Raw genomic sequence first — 20,520 nt, forward strand, 5'->3', positions numbered from 1 at the left:
CCATGAACCCGATCCTTGAAATGCAGGCCATCGCGAAACGGTTCGGCCCCGTTACAGCTTTGAGTGATGTCAGCTTTTCCGTCGAACCGGGCGAAATTCATGCGCTATGCGGTGAAAACGGCGCCGGCAAATCGACACTCATGAAAATCCTGAGCGGGGTCTACCCCGCCGGGAGTTATGACGGCCAAATTGTCTTTGACGGCGAAGCACGCCGCTTTGCCGATATCAACAGTTCCGAAGCACTCGGCATCATCATCATCCATCAGGAACTGGCGCTGATCCCGCTTCTTTCGGTGCAGGAAAACATTTTCATCACCCATCCGCCGGGCCGTTACGGCGTAATTGATCGCGATACAGCAAGAACCCGTGCCCGGGATCTGATGCGTCAGGTCGGCCTTACCGAAGCCCCCGAAACCCTTGTCACCCATCTCGGGGTAGCCAAACAGCAGCTTGTCGAAATCGCCAAGGCGCTCTCGAAAAAGGTGCGCTTGCTTATCCTCGACGAGCCGACCGCCAGCCTCAATGAACGCGACAGTGCGGCTCTGCTCGACCTGCTTCTGGCCTTCAAGGCAGAAGGGCTCTCCTCCATCCTGATCTCGCACAAGCTCAACGAGATTTCCCGCGTTGCAGACCGCATCACGGTGCTGCGCGACGGACGCAGTGTGGGGACGATCGACTGCCGCAATGGCCCTGCCGATGAGGATCAGATCATCCGGCTGATGGTCAATCGCGATCTAGAGCATCGCTATCCTGCCCATATACCGCAGATCGGTGAGAAGCTGATGACGGTTGAAGACTGGTCGGTATGGCACCCGCTCCATCCTGACAGGCAGGTCATTCGCCATGTCGATTTCCATGTCAGCGCCGGAGAAATCGTCGGCATTGCGGGGCTGATGGGCGCGGGGCGTACGGAATTCGCCATGAGTCTGTTCGGCCGATCATACGGCACCCGCATCAGCGGCAGGGTGACGATGCACGACAAGCCTGTCGATGTTTCGACAGTCAGCCGGGCCATCAGGGCGGGTCTCGCTTACGTCACCGAAGATCGCAAGGAGCTGGGTCTGCATCTGAACAATGAGATCCGCCACAACATCTCGCTTGCCGAATTGCGTGGTATCGCAAAAAACGGGGTGATCGACGAAATTGCCGAACTGCGCATCGCCCAGGATTATCGCGACAGGATGCGTATCCGTTCGCCCGACGTGCAGCAGGCGGCTGGCAGACTTTCGGGCGGCAATCAGCAGAAAGTCGTCCTCTCGAAATGGCTCTTTACCAATCCTGATGTGCTTATTCTCGACGAGCCAACACGCGGGATCGACGTCGGGGCCAAATACGAAATCTATGCCCTGATCCAGCAGATGGCCGATAGCGGTCGTGGCTGCGTGGTGATCTCTTCGGAAATGCCTGAACTGCTCGGTATCTGCGACCGTATCTGCGTCATGAATGAAGGGCGCTTTGTCGGTGAATTCACCCGTGAAGACGCCACACAGGAAAAGATCATGCGCGCCATTATCCGCAGCACCAGCGCGCCCCTCCCCATTTCCTCCATACCCAGCGAGGCGACCAACCTCGCCTTGGGAGTGTGACCCAGATGAGCGAACACGTTCTGACTCCGGGCGGGTATACCGCCCCCGGTAAAGACAAACCCTCCGGCAATGCACCCAGCGGCCAGACACCGGGCAGCAGCCATGGCGCCATGAGGCGATTCATACGCAATAATCTGCGCGATTATGGCATGTTCATCTCGCTGGTCGCGATCGGCCTGTTTTTCGAGATCATGACCAACGGGACGTTGCTGCGCCCGCTCAACCTCACCAATCTGGTGCTTCAGAACAGCTATATTGTGGTCATGGCGCTCGGCATGTTGCTGGTGATCGTGGCAGGCCATATCGATCTGTCTGTCGGCTCCGTGGCCGGATTTACCGGCGCGGTCGCCGCAGTGCTGATGGTGCAACTGCACTGCAATTTTTTGGTGACCACCCTGACCTGCCTTGCGACAGGTGCGCTGATCGGCGCAGCGCAGGGCTACTGGATTGCCTATTTCAAGATCCCTTCCTTCATCGTTACCCTGGCGGGCATGCTCGTCTTCAAGGGGCTGGCTCTGGCGCTGCTGGGCGGTCAGTCTCTTGGCCCCTTCTCGACAGTCTTCCAGAAGCTCTCATCGGGCTTCATTCCCGAATTCCTGCCAAAACTGGGTCATTACAACCTGACCTCCCTCCTTCTCGGCATCGCTGTAGGAGGCGCGATGGTCATGGCATCGCTGCGCAGCCGCACGCGCTATCAGCGCAATGACATCGAAGTCGAGCCAATGCCCCTTTTCATCGGCAAGAATATCGCCGTCTTCGGTATCATCGTTTATCTTGCGACACTCATCGCCAGCTATCGCGGCCTGCCGAATGTGCTGATCATCATGGCGCTCTTGATTGGCATCTACAGCTTCGTGACCAGCAGAACGACGATCGGGCGGCAGATCTACGCTGTGGGTGGCAATGTGCGCGCAGCCAAACTCTCAGGAATTCGTACCGAACGCCTCACCTTCCTGACCTTCGTCAATATGGGTGTGCTGGCGGCTCTGGGTGGCCTGATTTTTGCGGCCCGTCTGAACACCGCCACCCCCAAGGCAGGGCTCGGCTTCGAACTTGATGTCATTGCGGCCTGCTTCATCGGTGGCGCGTCAGCCTATGGCGGCGTCGGACGCGTGGGCGGTGCCGTGATCGGTGCCCTGATCATGGGGCTCATGAATAACGGCATGTCCATTCTGGGCATTGGCATCGATTATCAGCAGGTTCTGAAAGGGCTCGTTCTGCTCGGTGCCGTCTGTGTGGATGTCTATAACCAGCGCAGGGCGTAAGGCAGCGGATCAACCCAGCAGGGTCCGCCCCGGAGCGGATCCTGCGACCCGATTTTTCCATATTTCATATAAATGACCCATTCCTGTTACATAAATGAGACCGAATTGGTCTTTTTTAACAATCACAAGTCTGTGATCTCATACCCGTTTGAGGCAGTCTGGGGCTCTTCGCAAAATCATCGTTCCGAACCCCATGACGCAATCGATCGCTTCAGACACGACCCCACCCCCCTGCCGCGCGGCAGATATCCGTTCTATCAAGACATTCCAGTCGCCTGATCACAGGATCAGCGCTTTTCAATCCGTATCGACGATCGGTGGGTTGATCGCGTGCTATGCGGCTTTGTATCTCGGCGTGGCGCATGGCTTCTATCTGGTATTGCTGCTTTTGCCTCTGGCGAGTGGGCTTGCGATACGCAGCTTTGCCCTGCAGCATTATTGTGGACACGGCTCCCTGTTTAGATCCGGCCGGGCCAATCGGGCCGTAGGGAGATTATGCTCCCTTCTGACCTTTACCCCATTCGATCACTGGCGCCGCCACCATGCCGCCCATCACGGCGACTGGAACAATATCGAAAGCCGTGGGCGCCTTTCCGACATCTATTCGGACTGCACGACCGTGCGGGAATATTACGCGATGTCAGCCGGTAAGCGGCTCGCCTATCGCCTGTCAAAACACCCGGTTTTCACGCTTCTCGTCATGCCGCCTGTCATTTTCTTTCTTGTCTATCGCATTCCGTTCGACACGCCTCGATCATGGCGGATCGAACGATTGGGGGTGCATACAACCAATCTCTGTATTCTCTTTCTCTACGGTGGGCTGGCCTGGCATTTCGGTGTCACCCTGACAGCCCTCCTGACGCTTGGTGTCATTTATCCGGCAGCAATCATCGGCGTCGCGCTTTTTCTGGTCCAACATAAATTCGAAGGGGTTCACTGGGAGCGGGATGAACAGTGGAGTGCATTCGAAGCCGCGCTGACGGGATGCTCTTTCCTTCGGCTGCCGGGCTGGCTGAACTGGTTTTCCGGCAATATCGGGCTGCACCACATCCATCACGCTGCCCCCGGCATTCCCAATTATCGTCTTGCCGCATGCCATGACGCCCATGGAGTCTTTCACGACGTCAAGATTCTGGGTCTGCGCGAAGCCTTCAGAGAGCTGTTTCGCCATACATTATGGGATGAGACCGCATGCCGCATGATACCGTTCTCGGCAGCCCACCGCGCGCGTCCTTCCGTTCCGGTTTTCAGCGGAGACTGACGTAAAGGCGACAACTGCTCCGACCATTGCGTAATTGGCTTACCACTTTGATCGGTGCCTGGATCATCGACAAAGATTTCGGAGGGTTGACCAGGCGTGAGAGCACGGACTGCGCCATTCGGCGCAGTTCACCCGTCGTCCCGTATATCGTTCTCCAGCAAGGAAGAGTAGAGTTTGCGGCCACGCAATAATCGGGTATTGCATGGGATTTCTTCTTCACAGGAGATATCTGTATTGACATTCCCGCTCGACAATACCTTCAAAGATTCCGAAATCAAAAAGGATACGGCAAATATCACTCATTCTGTACCTATTACAGGCACAGACATGTCGCTTGTCCACGAAATATGGCTCGAACCTGATGAGAATGGACAGATGCTTCCAGGCCTCTGTCTTTGTGGCCCCATGGGCGATGCTTTCAGAGCCCTTCTTGATGAAAGCGCTGTAAAGATTTCCGAGATAAAAGGCCGCAGTCATTTTGAAGCCATGGTGAGATACCACGAATTCCTGGGCCGTGAAGCCTATACCTCTCATCACCCCGAGGATTTTGAACCCTACCCTGAAGAGTGGCTTCATATCCAGTATAACTTCTTGCGTGAATCACGTGCTGCGAGGCCAGCTTGCAAAGTTCTGCCCCCAAAAGGAAAAACTGACCCAGATTTTTCGAAGTATTTGGAAAAAGGGGCCATGTTTTACATGCCGGGCCAATAATGCCTCACAACAAGCCTGAGCTGTGACAAGCACTGAGACAGGAGACGGCACCGTGTCGCGACACGCCAGGCTCGAAGCCCACCCGTGTTTTTCTCGGCTATCAGTTTGGCCACAGCCATCATGTTCTGCCCACGAGACCTCACGCTGATGCTTTAAACCTTCGTAAAATGTGGCCCTCTCATTACTCTCGCTTTTCTCTGCCGCTTCCAGAGGCTGAGGGCTTTGGTCAGACGGCACAAGGCAAGCACTTTGCCCTCATCATGTCAGCGAGAAGCATCTCATCCCATACGACCCGTTTTTGCGTGACATCCTCTGTCGAAGCGATTCTGCAGGAGCAAGGCCTATTTTCTCTCCCGTGCCGGAACAGGCACATTGCAGAGCGCCACGCCTTTTGCCGGACGGACAAAAAAAGGATCATGCCGTGCGGCGCGTGCCGCCAGATAATCATGAAAAGACGGGCTGTCCGTGCGCATGACCTGCATGACAGGTCGGAGAGATGCCGGGAGGTCGGCCGCAAGTGTCACGCTCTCGATCATAACGTTCTGGCGCGGATCAGCATAAAATCCGAGCGGCCCTGTCCCGCGAGGCAGCGCGCCCAGATGCTCCATACCCTCAAGCACGCGTCCGACAACGGCCAGATTGCGGTCCAGCTGGCGGGGTGCTTCGCCATTGACCACGTAGAGTTCACGCCCGTCTCCGGTGTCAGGGGGCATCTCCCGACCGACACCGACCACGCCATAGCAATGGGCTGGCCAGATTTCCTCACCCTCGCGCCCGACAAGCCAGCCGGAAGCAATGCCAGATTGTGCGGCATAGGGATCAGGGTAAGGCAGAGCCATGTAGTCGAGCCCGGCCAGAGGGCGCTCATATTCTGCTGCCGGCTGCGTAACAAACCCCTTGGGTAAAGGAGCAGCCTCATCGTGCACACGCCATTGCACCACATAATTATCCTGCACACGAATAATGGCGCCCCGGTCCCACTGATGCGACCGGGCAAGACGTACGACATTGGCGACATGCACAGGAGCGAATTCAGGTGCAAGCTCGATCACGACCCGGCCGCCATCGCCCATTTTCATGACTAAGAGACGCTCTGGCGACACATCATGCCAGGCAGAGACATGTGCCTGGGCGACGATTTCAACAGGGCTCGGCACCGCAGCGGCAACTGCCAGACCAGGAAAAAGAAGTGTCAGGGAAGGCAGGAAAAAACGCATGGCATGACAGTGCCTGCACAGGGTGCTCTTGCGCAAGGCCTTGCAAAAACAGGTTGTATTGAACGTTAGCGGCCTCCCCTTCACCACTTCCCTCGTGACTGACAAGCCAGCACCTTCTCCCTTGCACCGCGCCTGCTTCTACTCGCCAGAACCTTCATCAGTTCATTAGCGTCAGCGAGTATGTGCAGCATATTGCAACCGGAACTCAGGGCGCTCTGACGCGACTATCCTGAGCCATTTCGAGATAGTCATTGATGATCGTCACGATTGCCCTGTTCTTCTGAGCCAGCGGGTTCGAAGCTGGTCAGGTCATTACCCCTCCTGCCGCCATCTCAATGAAAATCACGCGCTTTCAGTCTGGGGGCCACTGCACCCACTTCATTTTCTGACGCGGCAATATCACGCATCAAAGGGGTCAGATCTTCCAGACGCTGCATCACGACATGAATGACCTCTCCTTCACGCTGCAGGAGCCCATGGCAGGCCACGGCATTGACGCCAATCACGATGCGACGCTGGGCTTCGGCGCGGTCTTTCCAGATGATGATATTGGCTGTGCCGGTCTCATCCTCCAGCGTCATGAACATCACACCATGGGCCGTGCCCGGGCGCTGTCGCATGAGCACCAGACCCGGCACCACCACGCGGCTGCCATCGCGCAGAACGCGCAGATCAGCGCAGGTGACCATGCCACGCGCCGCCAGTTGCGCGCGCAGAAACGCCATCGGGTGCTGGCGTAGGGTCAGGCCCAGAATATTATAGTCTTCGACAACCTCACGGCCCTCACTCATGGGGCGAGGCGTATAATCGGGCTCGACCACCTCCGGTCCCGGGCGGTTCAGCTTGCGATCTGCTGCGGCAAAAAGCGGCAATACCGTATCGGCCAATCCTTTTATGGCCCAGAAAGCAGCCCGCCGGTCGAGGCCAAGCGCACGAAAAACATCGGCCGCTGCCAAAGCCTCAAGGGCGGAAACCGGAATATCGGCACGGCGATAGACATCATCGAGTGAATCATAAGCCGGAAAGCGATTGGCAATCAGTCTCGCCGCATGCTCGTTCGAAAGGCCCTTCACAAAGCGAAACCCCAGACGCACGGCAAGCGTCGACTTGCCCCGGTCAGGTTCGAGACAACAGTCCCAGCGCGAGGCATTGATGTCGATGGCATGGACGGTCACACCATGCTCGCGCGCATCACGCACCACCTGGGCAGGCGCATAAAATCCCATGGGCTGCGAATTGAGCAATGCTGCACAGAACACATCGGGATGGTGGCATTTCAGATAATTCGAGACATAGGCAATCAGCGCAAAACTCGCCGCGTGGCTTTCCGGAAAACCATAGGAGCCGAAGCCTTCAAGCTGACGGAACGTCCGTTCGGCAAAATCGCGATCATAGTGATTGGCAACCATACCTTCGATCAGCTTGGTCCTGAAATGCGAAACGCCACCCGTGAATTTAAATGTCGCCATGGAACGTCTCAGCTGGTCGGCCTCACCGGGCGTGAAGCCCGCGCATTTGATGGCTACCTGCATGGCCTGTTCCTGAAACAGCGGCACGCCAAGCGTCTTGCCCAGAATTTCCTCCAACGCCGGTTGCGGATAATCCACCGTCTCGATCCCCTCGCGGCGGCGAAGATAGGGATGCACCATGTCCCCCTGAATGGGGCCGGGACGAACGATGGCGACCTGCACCACCAGATCATAGAATGTCCTGGGTTTGAGGCGTGGCAGCATGGACATCTGGGCACGGCTCTCGATCTGGAACGTGCCGAGCGTGTCGGCACGCCGGATCATGGCATAGGTTGCGGGGTCTTCAGGCGGGACGGAACTCATGTCCAGATGCCGAATGCGATAATCCTTCAGCATGTCGAAGCCACGACGCAGGCAGCCAAGCATGCCCAGCCCCAGCACATCCACCTTCATGAAACGCAGGATATCGATATCGTCCTTGTCCCAGACGATAATCTGACGATCCTCCTTGGCGGCTGGCTGAATGGGCACAAGTTCGTCAAGGCGATCACGTGTCAGCACGAAACCACCCGGATGGGTTCCGAGCTGTCTGGGAATGCCCACCAATTCGCCTGCCAGACGCAAGGTAAGCGCCAACGCCCTGTCTGAAAGGGAGAGATTCAGCTCGGCAGCCCGCGCCTTGAGCAAGACGGGGTCACCCAGAGACGAGGCCAGATATTTCGAAACAAGCCCCAGCACATCGTCGGAGAGACCAAGCACCTTGCCGACTTCACGCAGCGCGCCTTTGGGGCGATAGCGCATCAGCGTGGCACAAAGGGCGGAATAGCCACGCCCATAGCGACGATAGATCCACTGGATGATCTCTTCGCGCCGGTCGCTTTCAAAATCGACGTCAATATCGGGGGGCTCACGCCGTTCAGCCGAGATAAAGCGCTCGAACAGCAAGCCTGACCGAAGCGGATCGATGGCTGTAATGCCCAGCACATAACAGATGGCTGAATTGGCTGCCGATCCTCGCCCCTGGCAGACAATACCCAACTCGCGCGCATGCTGCACGATGCTGTGCACGGTCAGGAAGTAAGGCGCATAATCCAGAGAGGCGATGAGATCGAGTTCATGGGCAATCTGCTTTTGCACCGCTTCCTTGACTCCGGCTGGATAGCGGCGTGGCAGAGCCGTGCGTACCAGTCGGGTCAGGGTCTGTTGCGGGGTTTCGTCTGGCCTGTCGGTTTCACGGGGGTATTGATAACACAGATCATCCATCGAGAAGCGGCATTGCGCCTCGATCTCGGCAATGCGGGCCAGCGCATCGGGAAAGGCCTCGTATGACGCTGCGATCTGCGCGGGAGAACACAGCATACGGCTTTCATGTTTCTCGCGTCGGGCACCCAGAGCTTCAAGCGTGCAGTTTTCACGGATTGCCGTCACGACATCCTGCAACACATGACAACGCGCCTCGTGATACAGCACATCTCCCGTCACGACCGTGGCGATCCCTGCCTCGGCTGCCAGATCCTGCAAGGCGCCCAGACGCTGCCAGTCTGCGGCCTGACTGCGGCGTGACAGGCCACAATAGACATGCCTGCCAGGCAGACGGCCCAGACGGCGCAGGGCTGACCGGACCTTTGCATCGGGCAGATCCGGCAGCAGGATAAAGACAAGCCGGTCGCTTGCCTCCTCGATATCCTGCCAGGTGAGAGAAAAGACCTCGCGCTGCCCGCGCCTGTGACCAAGGGTCAGCAAACGGCAAAGCTGCCCCCAGCCAATGCGGTCCATGGGGTAGGCCAACAGAATGGTACCATCCGTCAGATCCAGACGGCAGCCGGGAATCAGTCTGACGCCGCTTTGTCTGGCGGCATCATGCGCACGCACCATTCCGGCTACGGAATGGCGATCAGTCAGGGCGAGCGCCTGATGCCCCTGTGCATGAGCAACGGAAAACAGCTCATGAGGCGCACTCACCCCTCTTAGAAACGAATAATAGGAGGTGACATGCAACGGGGTGGTCATGACGCTTCATCGGTGGCCAGCGGGTGCCGATGATTGCTTGTGTCATGGGGGGCAATGGCGCCACGCTTCATAAGCACAAACCCGCAGCGCACCAGATGCGCTACCAGACGTGCCGCCACAACACCCGCCATCAGCTCATCCGCATCATGCACACGGCGGCGACCGTCAAAGCGCAATGCATGGATCAGGGCTTCGGCAATATCTGCGGTATCAGCGGGACGCAGGGCGTCGTCGGGGGGCAGGTATTCCCACGTCATCAGAATAATCCGTGGACAAACCACGCCCCGTCACCAGACCAGCGATGCACCCCATCGCCATTGCGGAAAAGCCAGAAGCGCTCGCCGCTTTCGACTTCGACAATCCAGTAATCGCGTATGGCGCCAGCCTGTGACGGGTTTTGCCACCAAGCGCCATGAAGCCGTTCGGGCCCATCTGCCCCGCAGACTGACAGCGTCTTTCCGTACCATCTGAAGCGTTTCGGGCTGAAATCTTCTGCCAGATCTGGCGGGACAATCGGGCAAGGCTGCGTAAAAACCCTTGTCGGACGCGGCCAGAGAGAGGGGGTATTCATGTCTGACGGCGCAGCCAGACGCTGCTGCGCCGCTTCAGGAAAGGGGGCATCGCTCTCGCCCAGATAATAAACGGCATGCAGACCGGCCCTGTTGCGCAGACGCTCTGCCAGCAAGTCCAGAACCTGTGTTTTTTCTTCCTGTCCTGACCCGGCCAGATCGCCCGCTGCCGGCACCGGCACGCAGCGCTCGGCCTGCTCTACAAGCAAGCTTATACGCTCTATGCCAAAACCGGGATCGATCGTCTCAATCCGTTCCTGCAGCAGTCGATACAGACGTTCAGGATCATTGACCGGCGCAGAGGTCCCGATACGGGTCGCCTGCGTCATATCATCGACACGATGACAGATCAGATCGAACCGCCGCGCACCCAGCCCTTTCTTCTGCAGCAAAGAGGCAATTTCCTGCGTCAGTACCTGCATCACCTGCATGATACTCTCTGCCGTACCGATCGGCTCAAGCAGATGGCGCGTTGCCTGCAGCGCCACGACCGGATGGTCGAAGCGTAGCGGCTCCTTCTGTCGGCCCAGCGCATAATCGAGCTGCCGCGCCGGTTCCACACCGAAGCGGCGCGTCAGGGCCGCACGTGGGACGTCACGCAGATCGGCAATCCGTGTGATACCCAACCCATGCAGGCGGTCATTTTCTTCGCGTGTCAGACGCAGCGCCGCTATGGGCAACGGATCGAGCGCCTGAACAAGATGTTCCCCAGACAGAACCGTAAGCGTCTCGGACCCGAAACGGGCCAGAGCACGGGCTGCCCCTGCCGTATCGGCAATAGCAGCCCGTATTTGATGACCATGAGACGCCAGGGCCGCTTCCATGGCCACCAGCATGGCGCTTTCTCCCCCGAACAGATGGGCACAGCCGGTCGTATCGATCCATAACCCGTCCGCAGCATCGACCGCGACGAGCGGCGAAAAACGGCGGCACCACTCAGCCAGCCGACGCAGCGCCTGCGCATCGCGCTCCGGCGCCACAGGCTCTGATGCGAGATCCGGAACGAGACTACGCGCCATGGCCAGCATCTGCCCCGGCTGAATGCCACAAAGAAGAGCCGCTTCATTGGCAGACACGATTTTCCGCCCCTGCTTTTCCCGGCCATACAGCACCAGCGGCAAGGCCGGATCGCGCTGCGGGTGTGCCTTGTGCCAGAGCGTCGTGCGCCAATATGGCAACCAGAGAGAAAGAAGACGGCGGGACATGATCCGTTCCGATCCTCCAGTTCAGGGCATCGCCACCCCGGTGGCGCAACAGGGCCAGCGAGAAATTCTCGGCAAAGGATAAAAGGGCGCGTTGCCCCATTCTGATTGGGGGAGACGCCACGGCGCCCACACGCCAGCGCGTCCAGCAGGCGCTGGGCGGCACGAATTGCTGATGACGATGCAGCAGAAAACCGGTCACCCCGGAGGTCTCGGCAGCCAGAGCCAGACGACGCGAAGCCGTCAGGGAAAGTGGGATCGAAAGATCTGCCACAACCGCCGCCACGCCCTGACTGCGCAACACGTCTTCTATCGTGGCCACCATACGCGCCGGATGCACCTCGATGCAGAGCAGACGCTCAGCCGAAAGACCCGTCTGCTGCAGCCCTGCCAGCAGCGGAGCCCCATCCGGCGGCATCACCCAGATCACTGGGCCGGTCACCTGCGCCAGGATTTTTGCCACGAATTGTGTGGGACGGGCGCAAAGCATCTGATCATGCCCCTCCCCCAAGAACTCATGAATCGCGCCCCGACGCAGGCCGCCTTTAAGGGCCGCATCGACAAGGGGCAGACCCGTCTTCAGATAAAGAGCCGCCAATGGCTTGTGATAGCGCTGCTCGATACGTGCCACGCGGTCGCGCAGCATGGCCATGCCCGGTCTGTCTTTCATGGTGATCCCCCCTTTCAATTTTGCCCGTATCATACGAACAAAACAGGAACAACCATTCGATAAGGCGGTTTCACCATGAGGTGCAGCAAAGGATGCCAAAGGGTGATCGGGTTGTTTTTTGAAATCAGGACGTTGCCTGAAGAGCTGACAAACAATCAGGCTCTTTCGATACCTGTTTTTTAATGTAACGTATTCACGAGCAACCCGATCTGGCCGAGGCTGTTGAAGTCGTCATACCGCCAATGAAAAGGACCGGATTCGCGTGATTACCCTCTATCTCTGGGTCATTCTGAAGCTCGTTATCGGGTTTGCCCTGATCATTTCCTATCTGAATGTCACCGGGCGCAACCAGATAGCCATGATGACCTCGGTCGATCTGGTAGGGAATTTCATTCTGGGCGGTGTCGTGGGGGGCATTCTCTACAACGACAAGCTGCCCATCCTGCATTACATCGCGCTGCTGATCCTCTGCATTGCCCTGATGGCGCTGTTCAACGGGCTTTCGCGCAAAATTCCGGGCCTGCGCAAGCGCACTATTGGCGAACCCATTACCATTATTCGCAACGGGCGTTTCCTGATCGACAATTTCAAGGAAAACGCCAGCCGTATCGACATGAAAGACATCGCAACGGCCCTGCGCATGCAGAATATCTTCAGCTTCGACAATATCGACTTTGCCCAGATCGAAACCACAGGCCATGTCAGCGTCATCATGAAGGAAGAGGCTAAAAAACCCTCACGCTTCCTGGTTCTTCGCGGCGAAATTCTGGAAGAAGAACTCAAGATCCTCGAACGCGACGAAAACTGGCTCAAAGCCGAGCTGGGCTCGATGAGCGTGCATGATCTGGAGACTGTCTTTCTGGCAGAATGGGTGGGCGATCACCTGCTTGTCGTCACTCAGGACGGTCAGGTTCATGGAAGCTCCTTGCCTGCCTGAACAGGCTTATTTGCCAGCAGCACAGTGGGCGCGGGCTAAAACGGTATTGTCGCAAGCCGTTTCAGAAGCTACCGGCACGAAGCGCGACATGCATCTCCCTCAGGCCTGAGCCTTCCTGCATACGCCCTTGCGGCAAGTCATGCAGGGTTGGCAAAACAGCCCAGGGCGCAGCATCTCAGAGCGAGGTTTTTCCCATATGCGCAAGTCGTGAGAGGTCGATCCGATAGGCTCCGGTGAGGGTAAAGGCGAACAATATCCCATCACTGCCCGCAAGAGACGCCTGCTCCAGCGCCGAAGGCAGAATGGCCTCCTGCCAATGGGCACCGCCATCCACGCTGAATGCCAGCATGCGCCCCGCTACGGCGCTTCCGTTCAGAAGCTGATCTCCCTTTCGAAGAAGGATTATTCTATCAGCCTCTGTTACGGCGCGCATTCTGCCTTTCTCGACGGCATAGCTGCGAAAGACACTCCCATCCGGACCAGAAAATTTGCCCGTTAGATAGAGTGTCTGCCCGCGCCACGACGCTTCAAGCGATCCCACAGGCGACAGAGGCAGTGTCGTGATCTGAATTGGATCCTGCCCTACCCCCTGACTGAAAAGAGCCAGATGCCCGTCACGCTCGCCTTCCTCTCCCACGCCGGGCTCTTTTCCCTTTGCGATGAAAAGAACGGCGTCCTGCGGGGTCGCGACGTTGAGCCAGTCCGTAATCTCGAGAGGCGAATTGCTGAAGAGCAGTTTGACCGCTTCACGAGGAGAAAGATCAACCGGCACAGTCGCAATGGCATAACGGTGCTGATCCTCCGTCAGATTCCGGATTGCGACAAGCGTCGACTGTCCCGATCCCATGGCGTACTGGCAGGACCATCCCTCCATGCCACAAAGATTCATGGAATCCGCATGACTCCACGTTGCGGGGAAGCCCTTTCGCCCGGATACCGGCTCGGGAAAAACAACGGAGGTCGAAAACAGATGGTGGTGCCCCTGTGGTCGTGTCGATACCAGAAGACGCGGAGCAGATTGTTGTGTCGACAGCCATTTGATCGACACTCCGATCTCCCGTAGCTGATCCTTACACGCCCAGTTCCCTCCGGCGCTCCGCGAACAGCCGAAAAGGCCGATAGCGGTTCGATCCGCGCTTGCGAAACGCACCGTGTAACCCAGCCAGACCCCTGACGCATTCTCGTCCATCCGTGCGAATTGCGGCGTGAATTCCGACAGAGCGAAATCTTTTGGCGTCGGGGCGACATAGCGCCAGTGACCGATATCCCGATCGACAAGGAAGCAAAGGCCGATCAGAGCCACCCAAGACGCCAGATCTTCAACTGTCGCCAACACCAGAACCCATTTGCGGGGCGTGGGGGACAAAGCCGTGCGTCGTTGCTTCAGACCGACCACGCCAAGCTGGTTCGCCCGATTGACACGCTCTCTGGCGCCCCGGCTCAGATAGCGCGACAACCGGAACGCGCCGAATAAATGAATCAACAGGAAAAAGGCGACGCCCAGAATTTGCCCGGTCAGAAAAACCGGGAAACGCGTTTCGACCAATCCTTCGGCCAGGCCGATATCCGCGAGCTTCTGAAAAAGAAATGGCAGGCCAAGCATGAGAATGCATGCAAGCGCAACAGGCCGCCCCCAGGCAGAGAGCCCCCCTCTCGCCAGCATCAGATTTGGCAGAACCAGGCTCGCGGACCAAAGCTTCACACGCCATATGAGGCGCTTGAAGCCCGATATCTCGTAAACGCCATGACCGTCACGACAAACAAGCGGGTCCTTGCCATGAACATGATAGGCCAGAGGCAGAACCGCGTCCCAATCGGCCCTGGAAAGGGCTCCGGGAACCGCATCGAACGCATCGGTCTCCTGACGCAGCGTGTCCCACTCGTTCCAGCGCAGCGCTGATGCAAGCCTTGCCTGCTGACGCACCCGGGCCGTATTGATACCGTAACGGTCATTAAGCTGACTGATGAGCCAAAGGATCGTCCCGCGCATCTGCGGCGCCAGATCGGCCTCATGCGTCTCGGGCAGAAGATCAGGAAGTGCCGTGCCCAGACCTGACAGGAGACTGGTCTGTTCGCCTATGCTGAAACGGTCGATTGCCTCAAAGATCTCTTCCCAGTCTTCCCGGGTCCAGGACGCAGGCGCACGAAACAGAAGCGTCCTGAGGCGTCTGGCAATCTCACTCTGACTTGGCCCATCCTCATTGCGAAAAACCTGTATTTCTGAAGCAAAGGAGGGCAGCGGAGGGAGTTGCGCTGAAGAAGACGGTTCGCGGTCTTCACCAGACAGATTATTGTCCCGCAGAGGATCATCTGTCGGGGGAGACGCGGAGGAAGAAAAGGCGTCAGGAAGCGACGAATGCTCATTCGGGCTGAATGCCCCCGACGCCGGGTCCGCCTCTCCCGGGAGTGAGGTGCCGCCGAAACCGTCGTGAATAGCCTCTGCTGCGGGAGGCGCGGCTTGATCTGCCATTGCCAAGGCAGCAGTTCGTGCCTCGACCAGTGTTTCGAAGGCTTCACGATCTTCGTCGGGTCGATTGTCACGAAGCTTCTTTGCATAGGCACGATTGATGGCCCGCTTGTCGTTCGTGGGGTCAATACCAAGTATTGACCAGATGTTCTGTGATTTCATTGTTGCGACATCAGATCAATAAAGAATGGAGCGCTCAAGCTGGTCGAGGATTTTCGAGAATTCTTCTCTCGTCTGCGTGTGATCTCGTATGGTGGTCGATTTGAGCGCTGCCAAAAAGCTCATAAGCGCAAACTGCACTTCTGACCGCTTGTCACCAATTGTCTCGGCGAACAGGCGCTCTGCTCTTGCAACGAGCATGTGATTGACCGCCTGATCGCGGGGGGCAATCTTGATCTCGGATAGGGTCTGAAATCGGGAGTCGATTTCTTCCGCGCTCAGACCACTCTGCCCGGCAAAGACCTCCCGAAAAACCTGCCCCGTCTTGCAGATAGTAATTTCCACTTCGAGGGCGCCACTGATGTCATAGGTAAAGCGAGCAGCCACACTATCCTGAACGGTCGTGTTTCTTGGAAGCGCGATCCTGACATCGCCAATCTGGACATTCAGTTCTGGTCGAATGTTTTCGCCCTGAAGCACATCAAACCGGATCTCCGTCTGATTATTCTCCGCAGGATGATAAAGCTTGACCCGGCTTGTCGGTATGATCGTGTTCCGCTCGATGATAGGGTCCATGACCAGCTCGCCAGACATGGAATCGAGCGAAGAGGTTCCCAGCGTGAAAGGACAGACATCGGTCATCATGATGTCTTCGAGCGCTACATCGCGTTCGACGAGCCCTGCCTGTACGGCAGCGCCAAGGCCGATCAGATGATCCGGTCTTGGATGGACGCGCGGGAAACGATGAAACAGCTTCGTGACCAGAGCGCGCATCAGGGGCATACGCGCTGCCCCCCCTACCAGTATGATCTCATCGATTTCATCCGGTCGGCTGGACGTATCAGAAATGACCTGTGCAATCGGTGCCCGCAGACGCTTGATCAGGTTGGCAGCTTTTTCCTCGAACCTGTCGCGCTTCAGCTCCCATTGTCGCTCGCCACCCTTCAAAAGGATGGTCTCGGCGACACGATCTTCATTGGTCAGACCGCGCTTGATCCCCTCGGCGGCTCTCAGAAGCCTAGCATAATCTTCTGCATCCAGATCTGCTGCCTTGAGGTTCTGATCGGCGAGGCAGAGCGATGCGATCAGATCGCGAAAATCATTTCCCCCGAGATTTGTATCCCCCGCCGAGGCGCGTATTTCCATGATCCCGTCGAACTTGTTCAGAAGCGAGACGTCAAAAGTCCCGCCGCCGAGATCCAGAACGAGATATTGCCCTTCGTCATGATCCTCGAGGCCATAAGCCAAGGCAGCGGCGGTAGGCTCATTGATCAGCCGTAGCGCCTCCAGACCAGCCAGTCTGGCTGCTGCCAGCGTCGCCCGACGTTGCGGCTCGGCGAAATAGGCGGGAACCGAAATAACGGCTCTGGTGACCGGCTTGCCCAGAAATGCCTCGGCATCCTGCTTCAGGCTCTTCAGGACAAGGGCAGAGAGCTCCTCCGGTCGAAAGGCACGATCGCCAAGCCTGACCGTGACGCTCGTGCCCATCAACCTCTTGAAGCCAGCAGCAGTCAGCTTGGGGTGCGTAATAAGTCGATCGATCGCCGCACGTCCGACCAGAAATTCTCTGGCGTCATTCAGGCTGATAGCCGACGGCGTCAGCGTATCGCCCAGAGCATTCGGGATAAGTGTCGGGACACCATTATCCAGACAGGCGGCTACCGAATTGCTTGTTCCAAGGTCTATACCAATGCAGGTCACGCGATTTTTCACCAGCTTGTTCTTGTTGCGCTCTCAACGGTTCTCGGACCGTCAGGATCTTTGGCACAACAATAACGACAGAGGAAAAAAACCACCAAGAAAGAAGAAATCAAAACACCGATGTAATTAATTCATTATATTGTAGAGAAAGAAATATTTCTTATTATTGATGGAATAATGAGAAATCACATTCCAGGACAGACCAGTCTCCCCAGCAAATCAACTATTCCAAGGCTTTCGAGCGCTACCGATAAGAGAACCGTTTCCTGCCCGAGAGATGGACTCCTGGCGGCTGGGGGAATGGCTCGGACCTCCTGCAGAAAGCGAGAAGACCACCGGCCAACACGAAGATATATGGATCAACGTATGGACGATCGTAAGCGATGATCTTTGCCTTTGAGGGCTGCACAACGCCTGACTGTTCGCCCCTCTATCGCTGAGTGGCGACTGGATTGACCATATCGTCGCCTATGCAGGATGTGCTGATTTCAGCAAGCATACTGCATCTGACACATTTCAGCTTGGACATGACTGATCATGTAGCTTGTTTGACGCCCTACGGCTCTCGCGGCGTTGCTCCGCGATGAGCTTTAGCGGTCAGAATAAGGGGGGATATTTTCTATAGCTTCAGACACAAAAAAGCCCGCCTGGATTGAGCGGGCTGATGTGTTGGTTGCGGGGGCAGGATTTGAACCTGCGGCCTTCAGGTTATGAGCCTGACGAGCTACCGGGCTGCTCCACCCCGCGGGGGTGGTGTTTTTGTGGGGTGGATCAGGGGACCTGGCGGCGACCGACTTTTCCGCATCTTAAGATGCAGTATCATAGGCGCTGGGGCGTTTCACGTCCGAGTTCGGGATGGGATCGGGTGGAAGTCTCCCGCCATAGCCACCAGGTCTTCTGATCCACCCGACAACTGTGTGTCGGTGTGGGAGGTTGGTTTTTTGTATGATGAGTGTATTGCGTGGATGATTGCTATGCATGTGTATGCTCTCCTGGAGAGCGTTGTGTGAGCGATATGGGCGATTAGGACCGGTTAGCTTCACGTGTTACCACGCTTCCACACCCGGCCTATTGACGTGATGGTCTTTCACGGCCCTGTGAGACCTAGTTTTGAGGTGGGTTTCCCGCTTAGATGCTTTCAGCGGTTATCCCGTCCATACTTAGCTACCCGGCTGTGCCGCTGGCGCGACAACCGGTACACCAGAGGTATGTTCATCCCGGTCCTCTCGTACTAGGGACAAATCCTCTCAAGTCTCATACACCCACGGCAGATAGGGACCGAACTGTCTCACGACGTTCTAAACCCAGCTCACGTACCACTTTAATCGGCGAACAGCCGAACCCTTGGGACCTGCTCCAGCCCCAGGATGTGATGAGCCGACATCGAGGTGCCAAACCTCCCCGTCGATGTGGACTCTTGGGGGAGATCAGCCTGTTATCCCTAGAGTACCTTTTATCCGTTGAGCGATGGCCCGTCCACGTGGGACCACCGGATCACTATGGCCGACTTTCGTCTCTGTTCGAGCTGTCACTCTCACAGTCAGGCGGGCTTATGCCATTGCACTCGACAGTCGGTTTCCGACCGACCTGAGCCCACCATCGCGCGCCTCCGTTACACTTTGGGAGGCGACCGCCCCAGTCAAACTGCCCACCATGCAGGGTCCCGGACCAGGCTAGACTGGTCTCGGTTAGACATCAGAAAAATTCAGGGTGGTATTTCAAGGACGGCTCCACCGAAGCTGGCGCCTCGGTTTCATAGCCTCCCACCTATCCTACACAGGATGTCTCTGATGCCACTGCAAAGCTGCAGTAAAGGTTCATAGGGTCTTTCCGTCTGACCGCGGGTACCCCGCATCTTCACGGGGAATTCAATTTCGCTGAGTCGATGCTGGAGACAGTGGGGAAGTCGTTACGCCATTCGTGCAGGTCGGAACTTACCCGACAAGGAATTTCGCTACCTTAGGACCGTTATAGTTACGGCCGCCGTTTACCGGGGCTTCAATTCAATGCTTGCACATCTCCTCTTAACCTTCCGGCACCGGGCAGGCGTCAGGCCGTATACGTCGTCTCTCGACTTCGCACAGCCCTGTGTTTTTACTAAACAGTCGCTACCCCCTGGTCTGTGCCACCCGCATCTGGTTGCCCAGAGACGGGTCTTGCTTATCCCGAAGTTACGCAAGTAATTTGCCTAGTTCCTTCAGCATCGTTCTCTCAAGCGCCTTGGTATTCTCTACCAGTCCACCTGTGTCGGTTTCGGGTACGGTCTATACGCCAGAGCTATTTCCTGGAATGCTCCAAAAGCCTGGTCAATCCAATAAGACCAGACAACATATCGCATTCGTCACTTCTGGCAGGCCCAGTAATATTCAACTGGTTCCCATCGACTACGGCTTTCGCCCTCGCCTTAGGGGCCGGCTCACCCTGCGTGGATTAACCTTGCGCAGGAACCCTTGGACTTTCGGCGACAGTGTTTCTCGCACTGTTTGTCGCTACTCATGTCAGCATTCGCACTTCCGATATCTCCAGAGAGGGTCACCCCGTCTCCTTCGCAGACCTACGGAACGCTCCGCTACCGCGCATATCAAAGATATGCACCCACAGCTTCGGCACGTGGCTTGAGCCCCGTTACATTTTCGGCGCAGGGTTTCTATTAGACCAGTGAGCTATTACGCTTTCTTTAAAGGATGGCTGCTTCTAAGCCAACCTCCTGGTTGTTTTGGAATCCCCACATCCTTTCCCACTTAGCCACGATTTGGGGGCCTTAGCTGGTGGTCTGGGCTGTTTCCCTCTCGACAATGGACCTTAGCACCCACTGTCTGTCTGCCACGCTCATACTCCTCGGTATTCGGAGTTTGGTTAGGTTTGGTAAGACTTTGGGTCCCCCTAGCCCATCCAGTGCTCTACCCCCGAGGGCAATACGTGACGATCTACCTCAATAGATTTCGCGGAGAACCAGCTATCTCCGAGTTTGATTGGCCTTTCACCCCTAGCCACAGCTCATCCCCGACTTTTTCAACAGGCGTGGGTTCGGCCCTCCAGTGCGTGTTACCGCACCTTCAGCCTGGCCATGGCTAGATCACTCGGTTTCGGGTCTTCTGCCAGCAACTCATTCGCCCTATTCAGACTCGCTTTCGCTACGCCTACACCTACCGGCTTAAGCTCGCTGCAAACAGAAACTCGCTGACCCATTATACAAAAGGTACGCCGTCACCCCATAAGAGGCTCCGACTGCTTGTAGGCATCCGGTTTCAGGTCTCTTTCACTCCCCTCATCGGGGTGCTTTTCACCTTTCCCTC

12 protein-coding genes, 1 tRNA gene and 2 rRNA genes (1 of these 15 running past the window's edge) are annotated in these 20,520 nt (G+C 57.1%); 5 read left to right on the top strand and 10 right to left on the bottom strand.

Annotated features, from left to right (window positions below; translation table 11 throughout):
• The first annotated feature begins 2 nt into the window (after nucleotides 1-2).
• The 4 genes from mmsA to AAID99_RS08965 all read left to right on the top strand — a co-directional run bounded on the left by mmsA (nucleotide 3) and on the right by AAID99_RS08965 (nucleotide 4,823).
• Entirely contained in the window at nucleotides 3-1,586 is a 1,584-nt protein-coding gene (gene mmsA / locus AAID99_RS08950; RefSeq protein WP_498493679.1) for a multiple monosaccharide ABC transporter ATP-binding protein, read from the top strand.
• A 5-nt stretch (nucleotides 1,587-1,591) separates the two neighbouring features.
• Entirely contained in the window at nucleotides 1,592-2,851 is a 1,260-nt protein-coding gene (gene mmsB / locus AAID99_RS08955; protein WP_306414284.1) for a multiple monosaccharide ABC transporter permease, read from the top strand.
• A 193-nt stretch (nucleotides 2,852-3,044) separates the two neighbouring features.
• Entirely contained in the window at nucleotides 3,045-4,112 is a 1,068-nt protein-coding gene (locus tag AAID99_RS08960) for a fatty acid desaturase (RefSeq protein WP_498493681.1), read from the top strand.
• Nucleotides 4,113-4,346: 234 nt separating this feature from the next.
• Nucleotides 4,347-4,823 (top strand): hypothetical protein, encoded by a 477-nt coding sequence (locus AAID99_RS08965; protein ID WP_498493682.1) that lies wholly within the window; start codon nucleotides 4,347-4,349, stop codon nucleotides 4,821-4,823.
• A gap of 341 nt (nucleotides 4,824-5,164) precedes the next feature.
• On the opposite strand, the gene AAID99_RS08970 is transcribed toward AAID99_RS08965, so the two are convergent.
• The 5 genes from AAID99_RS08970 to AAID99_RS08990 all read right to left on the bottom strand — a co-directional run bounded on the left by AAID99_RS08970 (nucleotide 5,165) and on the right by AAID99_RS08990 (nucleotide 11,960).
• Nucleotides 5,165-6,040 carry a peptidylprolyl isomerase gene (locus tag AAID99_RS08970; RefSeq protein WP_498493683.1) on the bottom strand — a complete coding sequence of 292 codons (876 nt, stop codon included), beginning with the start codon at nucleotides 6,038-6,040 and terminating at the stop codon, nucleotides 5,165-5,167.
• Nucleotides 6,041-6,372: 332 nt separating this feature from the next.
• Nucleotides 6,373-9,519, bottom strand: a complete 3,147-nt coding sequence (locus tag AAID99_RS08975; protein WP_498493684.1) for an error-prone DNA polymerase — start codon at nucleotides 9,517-9,519, stop codon at nucleotides 6,373-6,375.
• Nucleotides 9,516-9,776, bottom strand: a complete 261-nt coding sequence (locus AAID99_RS08980) for a hypothetical protein (RefSeq protein ID WP_188426215.1) — start codon at nucleotides 9,774-9,776, stop codon at nucleotides 9,516-9,518. The genes AAID99_RS08975 and AAID99_RS08980 overlap by 4 nt, the downstream gene beginning before the upstream one ends.
• Nucleotides 9,776-11,200 (bottom strand): Y-family DNA polymerase, encoded by a 1,425-nt coding sequence (locus AAID99_RS08985; protein ID WP_498494291.1) that lies wholly within the window; start codon nucleotides 11,198-11,200, stop codon nucleotides 9,776-9,778. Before AAID99_RS08985 ends, AAID99_RS08980 begins: the two co-directional genes overlap by 1 nt.
• Nucleotides 11,151-11,960, bottom strand: a complete 810-nt coding sequence (locus AAID99_RS08990) for an ImuA family protein (protein WP_498493685.1) — start codon at nucleotides 11,958-11,960, stop codon at nucleotides 11,151-11,153. Before AAID99_RS08990 ends, AAID99_RS08985 begins: the two co-directional genes overlap by 50 nt.
• Nucleotides 11,961-12,222: 262 nt before the next feature.
• Between AAID99_RS08990 and AAID99_RS08995 the strand changes: the two genes are divergently transcribed.
• Nucleotides 12,223-12,897, top strand: a complete 675-nt coding sequence (locus AAID99_RS08995) for a DUF421 domain-containing protein (protein WP_498493686.1) — start codon at nucleotides 12,223-12,225, stop codon at nucleotides 12,895-12,897.
• 175 nt (nucleotides 12,898-13,072) lie between these two features.
• Here AAID99_RS08995 and AAID99_RS09000 read toward each other — a convergent pair whose 3' ends face one another.
• The 5 genes from AAID99_RS09000 to AAID99_RS09020 all read right to left on the bottom strand — a co-directional run.
• Nucleotides 13,073-15,526 carry a hypothetical protein gene (locus AAID99_RS09000; RefSeq protein WP_498493687.1) on the bottom strand — a complete coding sequence of 818 codons (2,454 nt, stop codon included), beginning with the start codon at nucleotides 15,524-15,526 and terminating at the stop codon, nucleotides 13,073-13,075.
• A 15-nt stretch (nucleotides 15,527-15,541) separates the two neighbouring features.
• On the bottom strand, nucleotides 15,542-17,236 hold the full coding sequence (locus tag AAID99_RS09005) for an Hsp70 family protein (protein ID WP_498493688.1): 1,695 nt from the start codon (nucleotides 17,234-17,236) through the stop codon (nucleotides 15,542-15,544).
• A gap of 658 nt (nucleotides 17,237-17,894) precedes the next feature.
• A tRNA-Met gene (locus tag AAID99_RS09010) sits at nucleotides 17,895-17,971 on the bottom strand.
• A 31-nt stretch (nucleotides 17,972-18,002) separates the two neighbouring features.
• Nucleotides 18,003-18,117: ribosomal RNA gene (rrf, locus tag AAID99_RS09015) — 5S ribosomal RNA — on the bottom strand.
• A 110-nt stretch (nucleotides 18,118-18,227) separates the two neighbouring features.
• A 23S ribosomal RNA gene (locus AAID99_RS09020) occupies nucleotides 18,228-20,520 on the bottom strand; it runs 448 nt beyond the window's last position.

The sequence above is a fragment of the Asaia sp. Ae19-3 genome (assembly GCF_059801175.1).

Excerpts from the sequence above, each read along its gene's own strand:
- mmsA (WP_498493679.1), top strand. The coding sequence starts at position 3 with ATGAACCCGATCCTTGAAATGCAGGCCATCGCGAAACGGTTCGGCCCC.
- mmsB (WP_306414284.1), top strand. The coding sequence starts at position 1,592 with ATGAGCGAACACGTTCTGACTCCGGGCGGGTATACCGCCCCCGGTAAA.
- AAID99_RS08960 (WP_498493681.1), top strand. The coding sequence starts at position 3,045 with ATGACGCAATCGATCGCTTCAGACACGACCCCACCCCCCTGCCGCGCG.
- AAID99_RS08970 (WP_498493683.1), bottom strand. The coding sequence starts at position 6,040 with ATGCGTTTTTTCCTGCCTTCCCTGACACTTCTTTTTCCTGGTCTGGCA.
- AAID99_RS08975 (WP_498493684.1), bottom strand. The coding sequence starts at position 9,519 with ATGACCACCCCGTTGCATGTCACCTCCTATTATTCGTTTCTAAGAGGG.
- AAID99_RS08980 (WP_188426215.1), bottom strand. The coding sequence starts at position 9,776 with ATGACGTGGGAATACCTGCCCCCCGACGACGCCCTGCGTCCCGCTGAT.
- AAID99_RS08990 (WP_498493685.1), bottom strand. The coding sequence starts at position 11,960 with ATGAAAGACAGACCGGGCATGGCCATGCTGCGCGACCGCGTGGCACGT.
- AAID99_RS09000 (WP_498493687.1), bottom strand. The coding sequence starts at position 15,526 with ATGAAATCACAGAACATCTGGTCAATACTTGGTATTGACCCCACGAAC.